General features: G+C 60.9%; 15 protein-coding genes and 4 pseudogenes. 7 read left to right on the forward strand and 12 right to left on the reverse strand.

Annotation, left to right across the window (positions count from 1 at the left end):
• Positions 1-135 precede the first annotated feature (135 nt).
• On the forward strand, positions 136-843 hold the full coding sequence (locus tag AC0NID_RS29065; protein ID WP_473457908.1) for an outer membrane protein: 708 nt from the start codon (positions 136-138) through the stop codon (positions 841-843).
• A gap of 710 nt (positions 844-1,553) precedes the next feature.
• On the opposite strand, the gene AC0NID_RS29070 is transcribed toward AC0NID_RS29065, so the two are convergent.
• The 3 genes from AC0NID_RS29070 to AC0NID_RS29080 all read right to left on the reverse strand — a co-directional run bounded on the left by AC0NID_RS29070 (position 1,554) and on the right by AC0NID_RS29080 (position 4,017).
• Positions 1,554-2,096, reverse strand: coding sequence for an ATP-dependent DNA ligase (locus AC0NID_RS29070; RefSeq protein ID WP_473457906.1), 543 nt, complete (start codon positions 2,094-2,096; stop codon positions 1,554-1,556).
• Positions 2,097-2,770: 674 nt separating this feature from the next.
• Positions 2,771-3,379: a cysteine hydrolase family protein gene (locus tag AC0NID_RS29075; RefSeq protein WP_473457905.1), complete on the reverse strand. Its 609-nt coding sequence runs from the start codon at positions 3,377-3,379 to the stop codon at positions 2,771-2,773.
• A gap of 227 nt (positions 3,380-3,606) precedes the next feature.
• The gene (locus AC0NID_RS29080) at positions 3,607-4,017 is read right to left on the reverse strand and encodes a DUF427 domain-containing protein (RefSeq protein ID WP_473457904.1); all 411 of its coding nucleotides are present in this window, start codon (positions 4,015-4,017) and stop codon (positions 3,607-3,609) included.
• A gap of 665 nt (positions 4,018-4,682) precedes the next feature.
• Between AC0NID_RS29080 and AC0NID_RS29085 the strand changes: the two genes are divergently transcribed.
• Positions 4,683-6,395: an HAD family hydrolase gene (locus AC0NID_RS29085; RefSeq protein ID WP_473457902.1), complete on the forward strand. Its 1,713-nt coding sequence runs from the start codon at positions 4,683-4,685 to the stop codon at positions 6,393-6,395.
• Between the two features lie 49 nt (positions 6,396-6,444).
• Here AC0NID_RS29085 and AC0NID_RS29090 read toward each other — a convergent pair.
• A pseudogene (locus AC0NID_RS29090) lies at positions 6,445-6,693 on the reverse strand (xanthine dehydrogenase family protein molybdopterin-binding subunit); the annotation flags it as partial.
• An 11-nt stretch (positions 6,694-6,704) separates the two neighbouring features.
• Between AC0NID_RS29090 and AC0NID_RS29095 the strand changes: the two are divergent.
• Positions 6,705-6,842: pseudogene (locus tag AC0NID_RS29095) on the forward strand (integrase); the annotation flags it as partial.
• Positions 6,843-6,910: 68 nt separating this feature from the next.
• On the opposite strand, the gene AC0NID_RS29100 reads toward AC0NID_RS29095, so the two are convergent.
• Together AC0NID_RS29100 and AC0NID_RS29105 are read right to left on the reverse strand one after the other, a co-directional pair.
• Positions 6,911-7,315 carry a type II toxin-antitoxin system VapC family toxin gene (locus AC0NID_RS29100; protein ID WP_473457901.1) on the reverse strand — a complete coding sequence of 135 codons (405 nt, stop codon included), beginning with the start codon at positions 7,313-7,315 and terminating at the stop codon, positions 6,911-6,913.
• Positions 7,312-7,545: an AbrB/MazE/SpoVT family DNA-binding domain-containing protein gene (locus tag AC0NID_RS29105; protein ID WP_473457900.1), complete on the reverse strand. Its 234-nt coding sequence runs from the start codon at positions 7,543-7,545 to the stop codon at positions 7,312-7,314. Before AC0NID_RS29105 ends, AC0NID_RS29100 begins: the two co-directional genes overlap by 4 nt.
• 145 nt (positions 7,546-7,690) lie before the next feature.
• Between AC0NID_RS29105 and AC0NID_RS29110 the strand changes: the two are divergent.
• A pseudogene (locus tag AC0NID_RS29110) lies at positions 7,691-8,395 on the forward strand (recombinase family protein).
• Positions 8,396-8,397: 2 nt separating this feature from the next.
• On the opposite strand, the gene AC0NID_RS29115 reads toward AC0NID_RS29110, so the two are convergent.
• The 6 genes and pseudogenes from AC0NID_RS29115 to AC0NID_RS29140 all read right to left on the reverse strand — a co-directional run bounded on the left by AC0NID_RS29115 (position 8,398) and on the right by AC0NID_RS29140 (position 13,182).
• Positions 8,398-8,766 carry a hypothetical protein gene (locus tag AC0NID_RS29115; RefSeq protein ID WP_473457899.1) on the reverse strand — a complete coding sequence of 123 codons (369 nt, stop codon included), beginning with the start codon at positions 8,764-8,766 and terminating at the stop codon, positions 8,398-8,400.
• Positions 8,767-8,865: 99 nt separating this feature from the next.
• Positions 8,866-9,528, reverse strand: coding sequence for a gluconate 2-dehydrogenase subunit 3 family protein (locus AC0NID_RS29120; protein ID WP_473457898.1), 663 nt, complete (start codon positions 9,526-9,528; stop codon positions 8,866-8,868).
• Positions 9,529-9,901: 373 nt separating this feature from the next.
• The gene (locus AC0NID_RS29125; RefSeq protein WP_473457897.1) at positions 9,902-11,194 is read right to left on the reverse strand and encodes a DUF763 domain-containing protein; all 1,293 of its coding nucleotides are present in this window, start codon (positions 11,192-11,194) and stop codon (positions 9,902-9,904) included.
• 153 nt (positions 11,195-11,347) lie between these two features.
• Positions 11,348-12,010: an MgtC/SapB family protein gene (locus AC0NID_RS29130; RefSeq protein WP_473457896.1), complete on the reverse strand. Its 663-nt coding sequence runs from the start codon at positions 12,008-12,010 to the stop codon at positions 11,348-11,350.
• 187 nt (positions 12,011-12,197) lie between these two features.
• A pseudogene (locus AC0NID_RS29135) lies at positions 12,198-12,622 on the reverse strand (GFA family protein).
• On the reverse strand, positions 12,535-13,182 hold the full coding sequence (locus tag AC0NID_RS29140) for an alpha-ketoglutarate-dependent dioxygenase AlkB (RefSeq protein WP_473457895.1): 648 nt from the start codon (positions 13,180-13,182) through the stop codon (positions 12,535-12,537). Before AC0NID_RS29140 ends, AC0NID_RS29135 begins: the two are co-directional and overlap by 88 nt.
• 1,426 nt (positions 13,183-14,608) lie before the next feature.
• Here AC0NID_RS29140 and AC0NID_RS29145 point away from each other — a divergent pair.
• The 3 genes from AC0NID_RS29145 to AC0NID_RS29155 all read left to right on the forward strand — a co-directional run bounded on the left by AC0NID_RS29145 (position 14,609) and on the right by AC0NID_RS29155 (position 15,713).
• Positions 14,609-14,794 carry a hypothetical protein gene (locus AC0NID_RS29145; protein WP_473457894.1) on the forward strand — a complete coding sequence of 62 codons (186 nt, stop codon included), beginning with the start codon at positions 14,609-14,611 and terminating at the stop codon, positions 14,792-14,794.
• A gap of 115 nt (positions 14,795-14,909) precedes the next feature.
• A complete protein-coding gene (locus tag AC0NID_RS29150) occupies positions 14,910-15,209 on the forward strand; it encodes a type II toxin-antitoxin system TacA family antitoxin (RefSeq protein WP_473457893.1) in 300 nt (99 codons plus the stop codon).
• A gap of 3 nt (positions 15,210-15,212) precedes the next feature.
• A complete protein-coding gene (locus tag AC0NID_RS29155; RefSeq protein WP_473457891.1) occupies positions 15,213-15,713 on the forward strand; it encodes a GNAT family N-acetyltransferase in 501 nt (166 codons plus the stop codon).
• The last annotated feature ends 761 nt before the right edge of the window (positions 15,714-16,474 follow it).

Here is a 16,474-nt window from a genome sequence, read left to right on the forward strand (position 1 = left end):
ACTCGGCCGATCAGCCCCGGCCTGACCCATTACTACGGTGCATTTTGCTTCCCTGTGTTGCGCCGCAGTTACAGTTCACCCTCAACTTCTGTGTTACTTATCCTTGGTGAATTCCTTTAACACAGGCATCGGTCCATGAAGAAAATCGTGTTTGCCACTACCTTCCTTTTGAGCGGTACGGCTTTTGCCTTGCTTGCGGGTCCGGCGTTCGCGGCCGATGCAGTTGTTTATGAGCCCGCTGCGGCACCCGTCGCTGTTGCCTACGACTGGAGCGGCTTTTATGTCGGTGTTCAGGGCGGCTATCTCTGGGGGCAAGCAGATCACAGCTTCTCCAACGGTGCGCCAAGTGACGATTCCGATCACGATGGCTTTATCGGTGGCGTCCATGTCGGGTACAATTGGCAATCCGGCTCTTTTGTCTACGGCATCGAAGGCGATTTCGAAGGCGGTAGCGTGGATGGCAGCTTCGAAAACGCAACCGGAGCGACATCTGTTGGAACTAGCGAATTGAACTGGCAGGGTTCGCTCCGTGCAAGGCTCGGCTACGCGTACGACCAGGCACTTGTCTACGTTACTGGCGGCTGGGCGATTGGCGATTTCGACTTCGGTGGCGGCCCGTTCCCGCTTCCTGTCAGCGGGGGCTATTCGGATACGCTCAACGGCTGGACAATCGGAGCCGGCGGCGAATGGGCCTTCAACGAACATTGGAGGGGGCGGCTGGAGTATCGGTATACAGACTTCGGAGAAGCCTCAGGCAACTTGGCTCCGGGATTCCCGGACGTCGATATGCCTGTTGACGTAACCACGCACGCGGTGAGGGTCGGCGTCAGCTACAAGTTCTGATTCTGATCGATGGGGACGCAAGGAAAACCCCGGCCTCGGCAGGCCGGGGTTTTCGTTTGGGGCTCGATTAGTCATCACCGCCATTCCTCGACTAGTCGGGTGCTCGCTTACATTTCGATGGGCAGCCAAGCGGGAGCGATTGGTGGCAGTCCACATCGTGGCCTCGCCAATTGCCTGGGTTGGTTCGGATTGGACTGCCACCCTGGCGCCCCGCGCGGCACCGCCGGGCCGCCCGCACTGAAATCGCCGTTGACTCTCAGATAGCAAGAGCACATTTTTACCCGGCTACGTTGAGCTGCTCTTTGGGGGAGCGCTTGATGTTGAACGGCTTACGACAGGGCTGTTTCTACCCCTCTGAGCTGCAAAGGTGCCAACGTGTCTTCGATCGGCTTTGCCAGGAGATGCGCCTGGAACGCACCTCAGACGATGCAGCGGACCTCGCCAGCCAGGTGCTGATAGCATTCCAATATGGCCATTCCGAAGAGGCTGACCTTTATGCAGCCGTCACTCATAGGTCCACAGCGGCATGATCACGCGCACCGCGAGGATGCTTGCATCAATGGAACAGGACGGGGCCTAGGCACGGTGGTATAGGAATCAACTTTCATCTCGGAAATCCTGCAGCGAGGCGTGCCGCAGGTCGTCCTCGCCGCGCAGATGCTTGACACGGCCGATCAGCCCCGGCCTGACCCACTGCGTTGCCGGCCGCTTCATGCCCTTTGGCGCGGCTCCTGCACGCGTTTCCAGAGTCGTTCGCGCAACTCCCGGTTCAAGGTGATGAAAGCCGAGCCGACATAGCGTCCGGTGCCGCGCTCGGCCATGAGCGCGAATGCCGGCTTGCCTGCCTCGCGCTCGACGCCAAGCAGTTCGTATTCGTCGATCGAATAGGCCTTGGTCTTCAGCCAGGCCGTGGAGTTGCCGCTGCGATATTTGCTGTCCTTGCGCTTCGAGACCATGCCCTCGAGCCCGGCCTGGTCAATGAGGTGATAAATCGCCTTTGCCTCGCCCGGCCGCGCCTCGCTAAACTGGATGCGGCCGCCGGGTTCGATCATGCCGGCCAGGATCTCGCGCCGGTCCTCCGCCGGCATGTCGCGAAGATCGTGGCCATTGAGGTGCAAGAGATCGAAGGCGACGAAATAGCGATCGTGAGGCTGGCCTGTCGGACTTCGCTGAGCTCGCCTTTCGGCTACCAGTCTGGGTGGTCCTTCGCCATTATATTGAAAAGCAAAAGGCAGGCCAATAATGCCACGCATCCGCCCATCAGGTCATCGACCGTCAGACCGAAAAAATAGACTAAAACAGACGCCAACGTGGCCATTTGCTCCACCCTGAATCGGGAAGCCTCCAGCCAAGATAGAACCGTTGGATAGCTCTAATGTTCCGCACCTTTGGGCTTGCCGGCCAGGCTTCTGGACTCTCGCCCACAATAGAAGCACTCTTTCCTCCACGGCCCGACCGACGGCGAGCCAACCGCAAGGTTCATTAACCGTCCGCAAGTAGCGCAAAGTTATCCCTGCCAGCCGCGGCGAACCTGCTCTTGGATCAGCTCTTGCGATGACGGCCAATGGTATCTCAGCATCTGCTCTTGGGGTCGAAAGCTGGACCGCAACGGCGACGGAATAGGCGTGCGAGACGCCTCTGCCAGTGGACGAGAATGGGGCTGCGGCCCACGGGGGACATATTGATGGACGAGAAATTTTACAATCGCGTCGGCGGCGACCGTATCTCGTCGCGCCAGGTCGACGAACTCATCGGGCTAGCACGTGGCCTAAGGCGCCTCGCGCCTGAAAGGTTCAGGCGACGCGCTTAAAGTTATTGTTTTTATGCAGTCTCAAAAAGTCGGACGGCCAGGAGAAAACATCAAGAAGCCGGCAGCCGACTTCGGGTCGGTTGGGCGATTTCCACTTGCCGGGCAAGCGCGCCCGCCTCAAGTCCAGGATGACAGGATGGTCTCCATTTCGACTGTTTCGACTTGCTGGGCGAAGCGTTGGTGATAGACCGTCAGGAGCGCATCATGCGTCGTGTCGGAGGAACTGCACAGCGCGTCAGTGACCAGAACGACGCGATAGCCGAGGTCGATAGCCCCCAACACGGTGGCCAACACGCAGACGTCGGTTTCCCCACCGGTAACAACCAGCGTGTCGACGTGTTGCCTGGACAGGAAAGCCTGGAGCCTGCCCTCCAGCCACGGTGAATAGATGTGCTTGTCGATGACGGCTGCCGGCGGACAATGTCGTGCCAGGGTCGGCAGGAGGTCGATCATTTCGGGATCGAGATTGGCCATCGTCATCGACGCCCAGCGCTGGTAGTAGCGCTTCCACGCACCAATCCCCTGCCCTGGTTCTCGTGCGGGCAAGAACCGGGTGAAGACAGTTTGCCGGGCCCGCCTTTCGACAAGGCTTTCGATGAGAGGCAGGACGCGCTCAATCCACGGCGTTGCCCAAGGCGAAGGGGATGCGAACAAGCGTTGCATATCGACGCACAAGTGCACGCAGGCGTCGCCCAATGGTCCATACGCCAGTCCGGGCGTCGACATCAGGATCTCGAGGCTTGCGGGGGCATCGCCCACACGGATTTGACGCCATGGGTCAACAAGAAGGATCCCTTGTGCATGTGTTTAGCATGTGTTTCGACCTGCCAGAACGCCCTGCCAGGCAAACGCGAAGCGCCATATCTCGTTCCCCGAGCTGTCTGGAGTCGACGATAATCATCAATCATCGCCGCCTGCGGCATGACCGGCCGATGTGAAAATTCAAGAGCTTTCTATTCGGGGATGTGAGGCGTATGTCGCTTATCCTCGGCGGGATCGGCATCGATCCGCGCCTTCTCGGGATCGAAGGCGCCATGGCGGGCGATAGCCAATGCGGGGGTGTCGGGCGTTTCATATGCCCACATGAAGTCGTCAGCCGCTGCGCCGACCGCTTGAACCCGCCAGTAACTCGCGGTGCCCTTCAACGGGCTGCGCGTCGTGGTGTTCGTCTTCTTCAGAAACTCGAAATAGATGTCGTCGAAGGGGATATAGAAAACAGGTTCATGTCCTTCTTCGTAAAGCACTTTTGCCCGCTCGGTCGAGGCAATGATCGCGTCGGAGAATCTGACTGTCACGGCTCCAGCGAACGGAGTAATGGTAAGAGCGCCCGGACGGCCGGCGGAACTTACGGCTAAGGGCTGCATTCGACTTCTCCGTTGGCTGCGTTATCCCCCATGAACGTCGTATCGCCCATCAGGGTTCCAGGCTTGGCCAGCCTCATTGGCATTTCGACAAATGCATCGGTGCATAACCAAGTTGCGTCAAACGGAGGACCCTATGGTCGCCTCCATGCCCTCCGCTCCGGCCGGGAAAAGGCGGAACCCTTCGCCCGCCGGTCTGGTCGGGCTTTCCCACCTGCGCCGCAGGAAGCGTCCCGAACTCGGGATCGCCTGGATCGATCTGGGCGCCATCCCCTTGTGCATGAATTCAACCTGCCAGAACGCCTGCCAAGCAAATGCGAAGCGGCATTATCTCGTTGCCCGAGTCGTCCGGAACCGACGATAATCATCGCGCGTTTGCCGGCAGCCAACGCCGCAAGCCGACCATTGCTCCTTCTCGAGCGCGTCGCCGGACTGAAGAATGACGCCGTCGCGTAAACTTTTTCGCCCGACATGCGTTGTTCATTCTCCAAGCCAAGGAGACAGCTATGCAGATGATTATCAGCGGCTACTGAGGGGGGCCCTGCGCCATAGATCGCAACGCTTGTTGCCCGCGCATCTCGCTCACGCCTTGTGAAACGGCATGTGCCGTTCGTTCGGCTTTCCCGTGCGGCGGTTTAGCGGCGACGCCAGATAGAAATGGTCGATAGATGTATTTTATAGCCTTGGCGACGGATTATGACGGCACGCTGGCGCACGACGGGATCGTAGCTGAAAAGACTCTCGCAGCCCTCGAACGGCTCAAGAAAACCGGCCGCAAGCTCATCCTCGTCACCGGTCGCGAACTGCCCGACCTCAAGCGCGTCTTTCCCGAGCTCGGTGTATTCGACAAGGTTGTCGCCGAAAACGGGGCACTGATCTACACGCCTGCCAGCGAGGAAGAACGTGCGATTTCACCTGCACCGGCAGCCAAATTCGTCGCCAAGCTGAAGAAACACGGCGTCAAGCCGCTTTCAGTCGGACGATCGATCGTGGCGACCCGGGAACCACACGAGACAACAGCCCTCGAGGTCATCAAGGAAATGGGGCTGGAACTGGAAATTATCTTCAACAAGGGCGCGGTGATGATTCTGCCGAGCGGCATCAACAAGGCAACCGGCCTGGCCGCTGCACTTGAGGACCTGCGGCTGTCACCACACAATGTGGTCGGCGTTGGCGATGCTGAGAACGATCATGCCTTCCTGCAGGCCTGCGGCTGCAGCGTTGCCGTCGACAATGCCCTTGCGGCGGTCAAGGACACAGCGGACCTTGTGACCCGCGGCGCGCGTGGAAAAGGCGTCGAGCAACTGATCGAAAAACTGGTAAAGCACGACGCGAAATTTGTCCAAAAACGCCGTGACGGCATCCTCCTCGGCTCGGTCAGCGGCGACGAGGTCTATCTGGCGCCGACCGACACGGTTCTGATCGCCGGGAGTTCCGGCATCGGCAAATCCACCTTGGCCACTGCGTTGACGGAACGCTTCGTCGAGACCGGATTTCAGTTCTGCGTTTTCGACCCCGAAGGCGACTATGATGGCCTCGAAGGTGCCGTCCGGATAGGCGATGGCTCTACCGCGCCGACAAAGCCACAAGTGCTCGACCTGATCGGGAAGCCGGACACGAACGTGGTCGTCAATGGGCTGGCGTTGCAGGTCAATGAGCGACCCGACTTCTTTGCCGATCTGCTCCCCGGCCTGGGCAGTTTCCGCTTCCATACAGCGAGGCCACATTGGCTGGTCATCGACGAGGCCCATCATCTCCTGCCCAAGAGGCGCGACGACACGCGCGCCGTCCTATCGTTGGAATTGCCAGGCACTGTCCTGATCACCGTTCATCCCGAAGCGATCTCGACCGACGCCTTGCGACTGGTCACCGCCGTCATCGCGCTCGGTCCCAAGGCCAAGAATGTCATCAAGGCCTTTTGTCGAGAGACGGATACAAAGCCGCCGAAGGATATTCCCTCGCCCAAAGGAGAGCGCGTGTTGTTCTGGCGACCGCAAGCTCGCAAGAAAATTGCCATGGTCAAAGCGATCGAGCCGCGCCAGTCGCTCAAGCGTCACAGCCGCAAATATGCAGAAGGTCATCTCGACGAGGCCGGTAGCTTTTATTTCAGAGGCCCCGACAAAGCGATGAACCTGCGGGCCCACAACCTGATGATTTTCACCCAGATCGCTGAGGGCATCGACGACGGGACCTGGGAACATCACCTGCGCGCCGGCGACTATTCCGAATGGTTTCGCCATCAGATCAGGGACAAGGAGCTGGCGCGCGAAACCGCTGAGGCCGAAAAGGACGAAACGCTCTCGGCGCGCGAAAGCCGCAAGCACGTTCTGGATGCGGTACGCCGCCGGTACACGGCTCCCGCGACGGCCCCGCAGGAGTAGCGGCAAGACCCCTTCGGACAGCCCACGCAGTGCTGAATTCGAGGGGACGTCAGGCGATCAGATCGTCGATCCTGATCGGCAGGTCCCGGATACGCCTGCCCGTGGCGTGATATACCGCGCTTGCCGCGGCGGCTGCCGTTCCGACATTGCCGAGTTCGCCCAAGCCCTTGACGTCGGCTGGGTTGACCTCGCGATCGACCTCCGGGACGAGGAGCACCTCAAGCTGTTTTATGTCGGCATTGACCGGCACCAGATAGTCCTGCAGGTCGCGATTGACGTAGCGGGCGTGGCGCCGGTCGCTTCGTGCAGGGCCTGGCCTCGTCGGCCGCGGTCGACGAGCGCTATGTGCAAAAGCAGCTCAGCCACGCCTCGGCCGAGATGACGCGGAAATATCAGCGCCGCCGTGACCGGTTCCGCGTCAATCTCAGCAAGGCGAGTGGGCTGTAGGCGGGCGAAGAGTCCCCTCCCCTGTCGCTCTTGAAGAGACTTCCATCCTTTCTGGCTGACCGGTCCGATCATGCGTCTGGCGTAATCAGCTTCAGCGAGGGAAAATACGTGCGGTACCGGCCGACGTCCCGGGTGAGCAGCGGCAGTTCGTTGACGGCCGCTTGGGCGCCAATGAAGAAGTCGGGCAGCACACCGGTGCGCGATCCACCCGACCTGCGATACTGCGTGAACACTTTTCCTGCCAGGAAGAGTGCCGCTCGTGGCATCGGAGCCATCGCGAGGCCGGCCTCATCGACAAACACCTCCAGATCCTCGACGCGGTCGTACCGAACAGCAAGCTCGGCGTAGACAACATCGTTGATCAACAACGGCCCATTGAGGCTTGCCGCCTCAAGTTGGGCAATCGACCAATCCGCCCAGTTTGGATCGTCAGTGACAAGGTCGAGCAGAACGTTGGTATCGACGAGAGTCACGTTTCGCCACGCGTCAGCGCCATGATCGCGTCGGTGTCGAGGCCCTTGCCGGCATGGCCGCGCAACTTCGCGAAGCGGGTCGCTGGCTGATTTTTATCAGTGCGCGCAAGCACCACGCTGCCATCGGCGGCGCGGCGGAAATCGACCTTGCTTCCCGGACCGATCCCCAGCAGATCGCGGACCGGCTTCGGTATGGTCACTTGTCCCTTTGCCGTGACGGTGGTGGTCATGTTCGCTCCACGGTAATACCTATCTTCTGCAAGGTATTACCGACGCGCTTCAATTACAATCCCTGGATGGTCAAATGCGCCGTTAAAACGCCGACAGACGATTGTTTGTTGATATCCTCGGTGTTTGTACAAACGCCCCTTTCCCATGCTGAGAGACGCCGCAAATGGCCGTGAAGCGCAAGATCGACGCTCCGGGCGACCACAGGGCCGGCAAATCGGCTACGCGCGTGTCGACGGGCAAGCAAGCGACGGAAGCACACGAAATTGAGCTGCGCTCGGCCGGCTGCGACGTCGTCGTTCAGGAACATGGATCCGGTGCGTCGAGAGCTCGGCCTGCCTGCTGCGGTTGAGCGGACCAAGGCCGGCATCATCGCTGCGCGATCGAACGGGCGGCTGCCAGGCAATCCTGGCATCCGGGAGCGCAGGCCCGAAGCCCTGGCGAAAATGACCGCGGTGCAAAAGGCATTCTATGGCCGGCGGCTACAATCAATGATGAAGCAGTGGCTTCCGACGGTCCGCCGGATGCGTCCAGACCACAACTGGGACGAAATCGCAAAGCAGCGCGGCCTCCGAGTGGACGTCTGAACGACTACGACGGGCAGTGAGGTGCCTCGTCACCGAGCACCTGAGCGAATCCACATTGCTAAAGCGGGCGTCTCCTCTGCCTCTTGAAGATCGCCTGATGACTCTTGTGGCAAGAATTTCGCAGTCTAACCCAGTCCTATCGCTCCGCGACATCGCAGGGCCAGCTCGAGCGTCTGCATGAGCGAACCCCACGAGAAGCGCAAAATGGTCCGCCTCCTCAGTCAAGAACCTGCTCGATCGAAGCGCACCACCTGCCACGGAATAAAATTATCGCACAGCTGTTTGCGTTTTATTCAGCCCAACTGGAGAGCTTCGATGAAAACATTCCCAATCATTCGTGGCGTCCTGGCGGTTCTGCCTGCCGTTGGAACGGCCCATGGGTAAGGCGGTTTGGTCGCGCGTGTTGCGGAAGGTGAGTGTCTCGCGCGCCGGCTCCTGGAAGAGCTCGCGTCGCCAGTAATAGCGCAGCTCGTCCTGCGCGAAGGAGACGGCGAAATCCGTGGAGGTATCGCGCCAGGCCCCGCGCTCGATCGCGAGCACCTCCAGGCCTTCCTCGGTCAGTTCCTGACCGAGTATCGCGGCAGTCCAGCCGAACCCGACCAGCACGACATCCTTGCGCGGCAGTTTCTTGGCCATGGCAGTTCCTATTCGTGCGGGTTCCAGCCCGGCCGGCCCATTATGGCGACCGGTTCGAGATCGAGCTTCTGGTTGTGCTTCCCGACATAGGGTCGATAGTCATACCTGGCGCCCGGAGCCGATCAGCTTCCATCCGACCATGTCGCGATTTCCGCCGTAGATCGGATTGCACCAGAATCCCTCCTGCGTGTTCTGTATGAGTCGGTCGAAGAAGGTCTTGGCTGAAACGCCCTCGAGCTTGAGCTTGTCGTGCTGCATCTGCTCGAGAAGCTTTTCCTGGTCGCCGCTCGAAAGCTCGGCGAAGGGCTTGCCGTCGTGGTTGTCGCGGCAGTAGGCATCGATCGCCTTAATAGCGACACGGTACAACTCTGCTGGAGTGTAGCGGCTCTGATAGCCTTGCGAGTCAGTTCCTTCCGGCCATGTCCCTGCATGTGCCACCGCTAGGCACGGCCATAGGAGCCGCCGAGCTGCCGGTCGAGAAAATACGTTACGCCCGGCCTCCAAAGCGCCGGGGCCGAGGTCGTCGTTCGGGATCAGGCGAGAAACGGCCGCTTCGATGAAGGAGGTTTCTTCATCAGTAAAGAACCGATAGATCGCCGGCGTCGGCGCCGGGTCCGGGGCGTCTGCTTGCCCGGACGCCCATGGGACCTCGCCCGAGATGGTTCTTCCGTCAGCTGTTCCCACTCCCACGGCCAAAGCCGAACCTGCCGCCGCTCCGGCCGATATGAACTGTCCCGGCTCACCTTCCTGTGCATAGACCAACTCCCAAACAGCTACAGCCCTAACAACTTTCCGGCGGCTGAGTTCCCGAAGTTGATTTCATTCAAACAATGAGTGTGAGAGGATCACGGCTCATCGGCTAACGCGCGTGGTTGCGTTTGGCCGAGGATGAACCGCTCATCCGGTTCGACATCGCGGATGAGCTTGGACAATTGGGTGCCGGGTGATCGAGGCGGGGAACGCGGACGAGCCAATCGACCTCCTGGATTCCACGGTTCGCATGGGCCTCGTTGTGATGTGCGATTGCCCTGCGACCACAATGGCCTCTGTAGCGCGCGCCCTGAGAAAGAGAGACGGCCGGGCGTGAGGACCACGGCGGATCAGCCGAGGTTCCAGAATTGCGATCCGGGCCCGATTATCGTTTTTGTTTGAGTTGTTTGACTTGTGTGACGACCGCGGGCGCCTCGGCTGCGGGCTCCCAGCCGAACACGCTGCGACCGGCGAGCAGATGCGATTGATCGAACTCTCCGGCGACGATTTCCTTCAGGCTGGGGCCGGTGACATAGCGTTCGACCTGCCGTGACTGGTCGTCCAGCCGCTTCAAGGCACCGATTTCTTCGTCGCGGCCAAGCCTGGCCTTGTGGACGGCCGACTTCAAGACACCGATCGTTTCGTCATAGACCTTGAGCGGCACGGGGAATGGATGCCTGTCCTTGCCGCCATGCGCCAGCGAGAAGCGGCCGGGATCGGAAAAACGGCATGGCGCGCCGTGCAGCACCTCGGCAACCAGCGCCAGCGCCCGCACGGTGCGGGCGCCGACGCCGGGGACCAGAAGAAGTTCGGAGAAATCGGCGGGGCCACGCTCGGCGGCCGCCGCCATGTTGCCGTGAAGACGGCGCATGACGACATCGCTTTCGCGAACGTCGTGGTGCGCCGGCATGATCAAATGCGGCAGCATCGGCTGCGGGTCGGGCGCCTGCTCTGAAGTCTCGGCCCCGCCGCGTTCCAGGGCGGCGAATTCCCTCACAATGCGATCCGGCCCAAGCTCCTGCAGGAGTTCCAGTTGTCCCTTGCGCGACGCGTCGGCGCGACGGTCGGTCAGGTTGACGATCTCGCCCTGGTTGGCGCCCTCGATGGCGGCATGCGGCTGGTCGACGAAGCTCTTCAGGCCCTCGGACAGCCAATGGTAGCGGCGCGCCACCTTGCTGTCGCCGTTCATGCCCTGCTGCACCACGACCCAGTCGCCATCGTCGGTCACGATGAAGCCATGCAGATAGAGATCGAAGCCGTCCTGAACGGCGGCGCTGTCAACCTTGGCGACGAGCCGGCTGGCAGTTGCCAGGCCGGTTCCGTCGAAGCCGACGCGCTCGCCGATGACGGCAAGCTCGTGCGGGGTCTTGCGTGAATGCGCGCCGCGGCCACCGCACACGTGAATACCGAGTTCGCCGGAAAGCGGAGCCAGCCCGCGCTTCAAGGCGCCGATGACGCTGGTCGTAATGCCGGATGAATGCCAGTCCATTCCCATGACGGCGCCAAACGACTGGAACCAGAAGGGATGCGCCAGCCGGCGCAGCAGCTCCTCGCGACCGTAATGGTGAATGATCGCCTCGCACATGACCGCGCCAAGACGCGTCATGCGGTCGCCGAGCCATTTCGGCACCCGTCCGCCATGAAGTGGAAGATCAGCACTTCCCGCTCTCTGCGCCAAAATCTCGCTGCCTGTTCCGATGCATGCCGTGCGTTCGATAGATAGGTATCGAATGCGGCTTGAAGAAGTGATGACACCCGTTTCGAGCTGCCGGTGCTCGATCCGAATCCCCATTTGCCGGCGCCCGGCCCGCCGGGCAATCACCCGTGGTGGCTATCGGCAGGATTCAGCGCGGAGTTCAAATTTCTCGATCTCGCAATGCTGGCCCACCAATGTCAACAAATCCGTCTGCGGCGGAGCTCCTTCAGACCGCCTCCAACTGATCTCGAACGACACCACGGGGCTGTCGCGATCCGGGCGCCGCTCTATTCCAACCAGCCGTGCTCGATAAGCGGAAGGCCCGATGATCGCGTCGAGGTCCTCGTGATCCGCCGCCTTCCAGGTGAGCGCCAGCACGGCGTGGCGTTCGCGCGGTATCGTCAGCGCCGTCCCGGCCGCGCCAAGGACGTATCGGCCACCGCCGAACGCCAACCCGATCATCGTCATCATCCACAAGGTCGCCGCCGTGGTGACGCCGCTGACAAGACTGCCCCGGCGAAGAATGGCGCCACCACCGATGAAGCCGACGCCCGTCAACACGCCCAGGGGAAAGCGCAAAACGTCCATCCGGGCAAAGGAATCGGGACTCTTGCCTCTGACACCCAGCAGTATAGTGGCCTGCGTCATCGCGATCGCGGCGGCCAGCCCGACCAGGATGGTCGTCCTGAGGCCTGCCGCGTGTCCGCGCGCCTCCCGGTCGAGGCCGATCAACGAACCGGCGAGCACTGTCAGAAGCAGGCGTGCCGCGATGTCCTGCCAAACCGGGAGGAGATACATCGGCAAACCCTGACCGCTGGCGTTTGGATACGAACGGGTGGCAACTCAATTCAGCCAAGGCCATTCGGGTTCCATCGGCGGCGGTTTGCCGGGTTACCGATCGGCTGGATTTCCGACCGCCGGATCGCGCCGTCTCGAGTATTTTCGACAAGCGGTAGATCGTCGCGAAATTCCACCCAAGGCAGCTTCATGTCCCAATAGCATGCGCCTGCGGCGCCAAGCGTTCGGGGCGGTCGAAGAAACCGATCGTCACATAAATTTCTTCGGGAAGCCCCTGGTCGAGATAGGCTATGGATGTCCCGCAATCGCCACAGAAGGTGCGAAGCACGCCTCGGGTCCTTGAGAAGGTTTCGGCGTGCCGGTCAGCAATCTGAATTGGGCCGGTCGACAGCCGACCCAGACGGTCAGCGGGCTCCCTATGGCCTTGCGGCAATCATCGTCGAGATCGGAGCAAATCCAGAACGGGTCGCCATGCATCTCGGCCGTTACGGAACCGCAAAAGCAGGAGCCGGTCTCGATCCTGGTCATCGAGCCACCAGTTTTGACGGCCGCAGGGTCCGCAGGGTGATCGAATAGCGGTGCGCGGCAACCGGGGGAATGCTGTGCTCCCATTCGTCGCGCGCCGGGCCTTTCATCAGGTAGGCCGATCTTGGCTCGATGACGATGGTCTTGCGATCCCACCTCGTGCCGTTCTTCCGGCGGAGCCGGAAGCTGCATGGCGCACGAAGAGAGACGCCGGCCACGGCATCGAAATGCGGCTTGTCGCGATGCCAGCCGATACCCGCGCCGGGTCGGTACTCGTTGATCAAAACCTGCAGGAAAGCGTCGGCAGGCAGTTGCGCAAATGCCGCCACCTTCTCCCTGAGCGGCATCAGAAAAGCAGGGATAGGCGGCGCCTCGACGACTTTGCGCTGGTCGAAATCATAGCGCAGGCCAAAACCGGCGACGCGCCGGTTTGCCAGATGGCCATGGAAGTCGAAGGGCTGGAAGGCTAGACTTTCGAGCTCCCGCACCAGCTCATCTTCTTCCTGCGCCGTGATCAGCTCCGGCTGGTAATGAAATCCTTCCGGCAGATCGTCGAGTACGCGAAATTTGGGCACGCGAAAATCGGGCGCACAAAACAGGTCGCCTTGGCCGGCGAATTCCGGCAGCCTGGTTTTGATCGATGACATCAACCCTAATTGGTGAAGCCGGCCGGCAGCGGCAAGGCCTTGGAGGCGCGAAGCCGCCGGATCAGCACATCCATATCCGCACGAGGCGGAACCTGGCTCGCCGGGATGGGTAGGGTTACTTGCCAGGCGGCTCGAGTGCTGGGAAATACCTTCAGCCACCAGCGGACATCGCTATGATTACGACGAGGTGCCACCGCAGACCTTTGCCGCATTCCGCAACGCCTCGTCAAAGCGTTCGTCGGAAATCGGTTCAGCTACCATGGGGTCGAGCAGAGCCAGCCGTGATCAGACCCGGCGCCCCTGTCGGCAGCAAAGAATCCGAGAGACTTCGGTCGGCCAGCCGATCATTCATAGGCGCCAGGGCCAATCTGTGCTCATAGATTTTTCAGATTCTTTCTTAAAATCAAGTCGTTAGAACCTGCCCAGTGCACACGACTTACGCCAGAATACACGGAGCGCACACAAAAAATGGCCGCCTACACAAAACTGTCGTCCGGTACCTGGCGTGTTCAAATCCGCCGTAAGGGTCGCTAGTCAGCGAGACTTTCCTGCGCCGAAACGACGCTCGGCGGTTGACCCGAGCAGCGAGGGCAGCGTAGTTCGCGCATATTAGCTTGGTCATCAGCAACCACCACCATCTCAAGCGGCTAAGGAGGCGCATCCGATCCATTGCTGGGTTACCATCGTGCCGCTTTGGACGCAGCCCGACCGTCGAGTACGTGTTCGTTGATGACGCCATCCGCGCGCTATGGAGCTTGGTGTTATGATGTCGAGGTGTTCCGATCGGAGTTCGCGGCCCAAGGCTATAATCCCGCCGAGCAAACTAATTTCGGAGAGGCTGAGCTCCTCTGGGCAACTACGACTGAATTTTTTCCTATGCGCTCTTGAACGCGTAAGCTGCGACTCTAAATCGATGCTTGCCGGTCGCCCAGGAGCGGGGCCGGCACAAACCGAGGAGGCGTCAAGCTCCTTGGTGCCTGCTTATATCCATGTTGCTCAATGGAGGATGTGGCTATGAGAACCACTTACGACCATACTCCCCTGTTCCGGTCGTAGCATCGGCTTTGACCGCATCGTGGAGCTGCTCCAGAAAGCGAGCCGCGTCGCGACTGCTGACAATTGGCCTCCCTGCGACATCAGGACGTGAGTTCCAAGAGTTACGGCCGCTGGAATTACATGCGCGAGAAGCGCGCGGCGATGAAGAAATGGGACGCCTTCGTCACCAAGCTCTTGATGCGGACGGCATTCAAGCGTGACGCCTAGGTCTGTATGGTCACGCGTCCGGCAACCATGTGCAACAGCTGGAAGACGGTGGCAGGCATGTTCAATGTGTTGACCGCATGGATCGACACGCGCCGCAAGGTCAGGCGGCGATGGCAAGTCGATGCACGCAGGTTAATCCGCACAGACGAGCGAGACGCCTACTATGCCGCGCAACGCCTTGCCGCGCGCCATCGGGTGCGCAGTGATAGCGCAATTCTGGCACTGGGCGAAGGTCGCCTCCGAGGTCGCTCGGCTTTCTCCTGTTGCGGAAATGCACCGCGATATCGTCGAGGGCATCATCGATGAGGAATCGCAGCGCTTTCACGCTGCCTCCAACCCGGATGTCTAGCCTGCCGCCGCCAGCCTGCGCACGGCATATTGGATTGGTTTCACTGCGCGATCGCGATCAGAAGTGTATTGTAAATTGCACTACGATACGCTATGTCAAGTCGTAGGAGAACGTCATGGCCAAAATTGCAGAACGCAAAGAACACCCGATCTCGATGCGCCTCCCGGAGGCTGACATCGCAATGATCGATCGCGCTGCTGGCCTTCGGGGTCGGTCGCGTACGGACTTTGTGCGTGACGCGGCCGTTCGCGCCGCCGAGGATGTGCTGATGGAAAACCGGCTGATCCGCATGAGCCCGGAAGGTTTTGCCGATTTCATGGCGGTCTTGTCGGGGCCAGCCACACCGGTTCCCGAAATGGTGGAACTGGCGAAGCGCCCTGCCCCTTGGGAATCAGGTTACGTCGCGAAGAACTGATCCTTGCCTCTCTCAGCTCCTGAACCGCTGACCGCGGCCCATGACGTTTCCGAGTTTACCTGCGGAAAGCCAACGCTCGACCACTGGCTCAAGACCCGGGCCCTCTCCAATCAGGAGAAGGGCTTCACTGCCGTCCTGGTTGTTCACGAGGCGCGTCGTGTCGTTGGCTACTACGGCCTCGCGCCAACGGCCGTGGTCCCGAACGTGCTGCCTCGGTCCATCCGTACAGGACAACCGCCAGATCCGGTACCTTGCCTGCTGCTGGGACAGCTTGCGACCGATGTCGCATGGAATGGACGCGGCATCGGTACCGGCTTGTTGAAGCACGCCCTGGAACGCTGCGTAACTGCGGCGGGCCTCATCGGCGGCCGCGCGCTCATGGTCAATGCCGTCGACGCAGAAGCCTCCGCGTTCTGGCAGCGGCGTGGCTTCCTTCCGTCAAAGGACGATCCGCTGGTCCTTTTCCGCCCAATTGCCGCGATCGCCGCATCGCTCGGTCGCTAAGTACCGACTCTCTCTATCCAAGGCCGTAGTTTTTGCACAGGTTGACGCGGCGCTCCACCAGGGCCAAATCATGAACCGTTAACCTGCGATGACGGCTTCGCGGTAGGCCGGGCTCATGAGGGCTTGAGCGACTTCTTGGAAGGTTCGCGCCGGAGCATGTTGAGCACGGCGCGACGTATCATGGCGAGGTTACGCGCAGAATGGTCCTTGCGGGCGCGGCATTCGTCTTCACGGAAGGCCACGTCCAAGACCCCAGTGCAGATTGTTCTCGACGCTCCAGTGGGCACGCACGGCGGCGGCGAGGCGGACGGGGTCGGGTGGCAAGGAAGAGATGAAGAGGCGCGTCTCGGTCAAGGTCGCGCCGGTCTTCTCGGTCGTGCGCCGCACCGTGACTGCCGCGATGCTCGCCAAATCCAGCCGAGATGGCGCTCGGCGAGCCAGGCGGCGTCGGCGGCGCGGACGGTGCGCTCCTCGATCCGGCAGTGGCCACCGGTCGTCCCTTCACGACACGGACAATCGGCCGCCAGCACGGGATCGGCGAAGAACAGGACGTCCTCTTGCAGGCTCTGCGTAGGTTCGGTTTCGTTGCTGCAACCTCCCCTAAGCCAGACCCGCCAGGGCAGGCAAAAATGACAGTGTCGTCGATCGCAGTCTCGTCATGGCAACCGCTCCTTCCTGCTCGGCAAACGGCGGGTCGTGAATTTGGTTGCAGCGGGATGGTTGGTCCGCAAGCCCGGACAAATGTCCGTCCAAGGTCGGCT

This window comes from Mesorhizobium sp. WSM4821, from assembly GCF_055901555.1.

Excerpts from the sequence above, each read along its gene's own strand:
- AC0NID_RS29080 (WP_473457904.1), bottom strand. The coding sequence starts at position 4,017 with ATGCAGCCCTTAGCCGTAAGTTCCGCCGGCCGTCCGGGCGCTCTTACC.
- AC0NID_RS29145 (WP_473457894.1), top strand. The coding sequence starts at position 14,609 with ATGCCGCGCAACGCCTTGCCGCGCGCCATCGGGTGCGCAGTGATAGCG.
- AC0NID_RS29065 (WP_473457908.1), top strand. The coding sequence starts at position 136 with ATGAAGAAAATCGTGTTTGCCACTACCTTCCTTTTGAGCGGTACGGCT.
- AC0NID_RS29115 (WP_473457899.1), bottom strand. The coding sequence starts at position 8,766 with ATGGCCAAGAAACTGCCGCGCAAGGATGTCGTGCTGGTCGGGTTCGGC.
- AC0NID_RS29075 (WP_473457905.1), bottom strand. The coding sequence starts at position 3,379 with ATGTCGACGCCCGGACTGGCGTATGGACCATTGGGCGACGCCTGCGTG.
- AC0NID_RS29140 (WP_473457895.1), bottom strand. The coding sequence starts at position 13,182 with ATGTCATCGATCAAAACCAGGCTGCCGGAATTCGCCGGCCAAGGCGAC.
- AC0NID_RS29105 (WP_473457900.1), bottom strand. The coding sequence starts at position 7,545 with ATGACCACCACCGTCACGGCAAAGGGACAAGTGACCATACCGAAGCCG.
- AC0NID_RS29150 (WP_473457893.1), top strand. The coding sequence starts at position 14,910 with ATGGCCAAAATTGCAGAACGCAAAGAACACCCGATCTCGATGCGCCTC.
- AC0NID_RS29070 (WP_473457906.1), bottom strand. The coding sequence starts at position 2,096 with ATGCGTGGCATTATTGGCCTGCCTTTTGCTTTTCAATATAATGGCGAA.
- AC0NID_RS29130 (WP_473457896.1), bottom strand. The coding sequence starts at position 12,010 with ATGTATCTCCTCCCGGTTTGGCAGGACATCGCGGCACGCCTGCTTCTG.
- AC0NID_RS29085 (WP_473457902.1), top strand. The coding sequence starts at position 4,683 with ATGTATTTTATAGCCTTGGCGACGGATTATGACGGCACGCTGGCGCAC.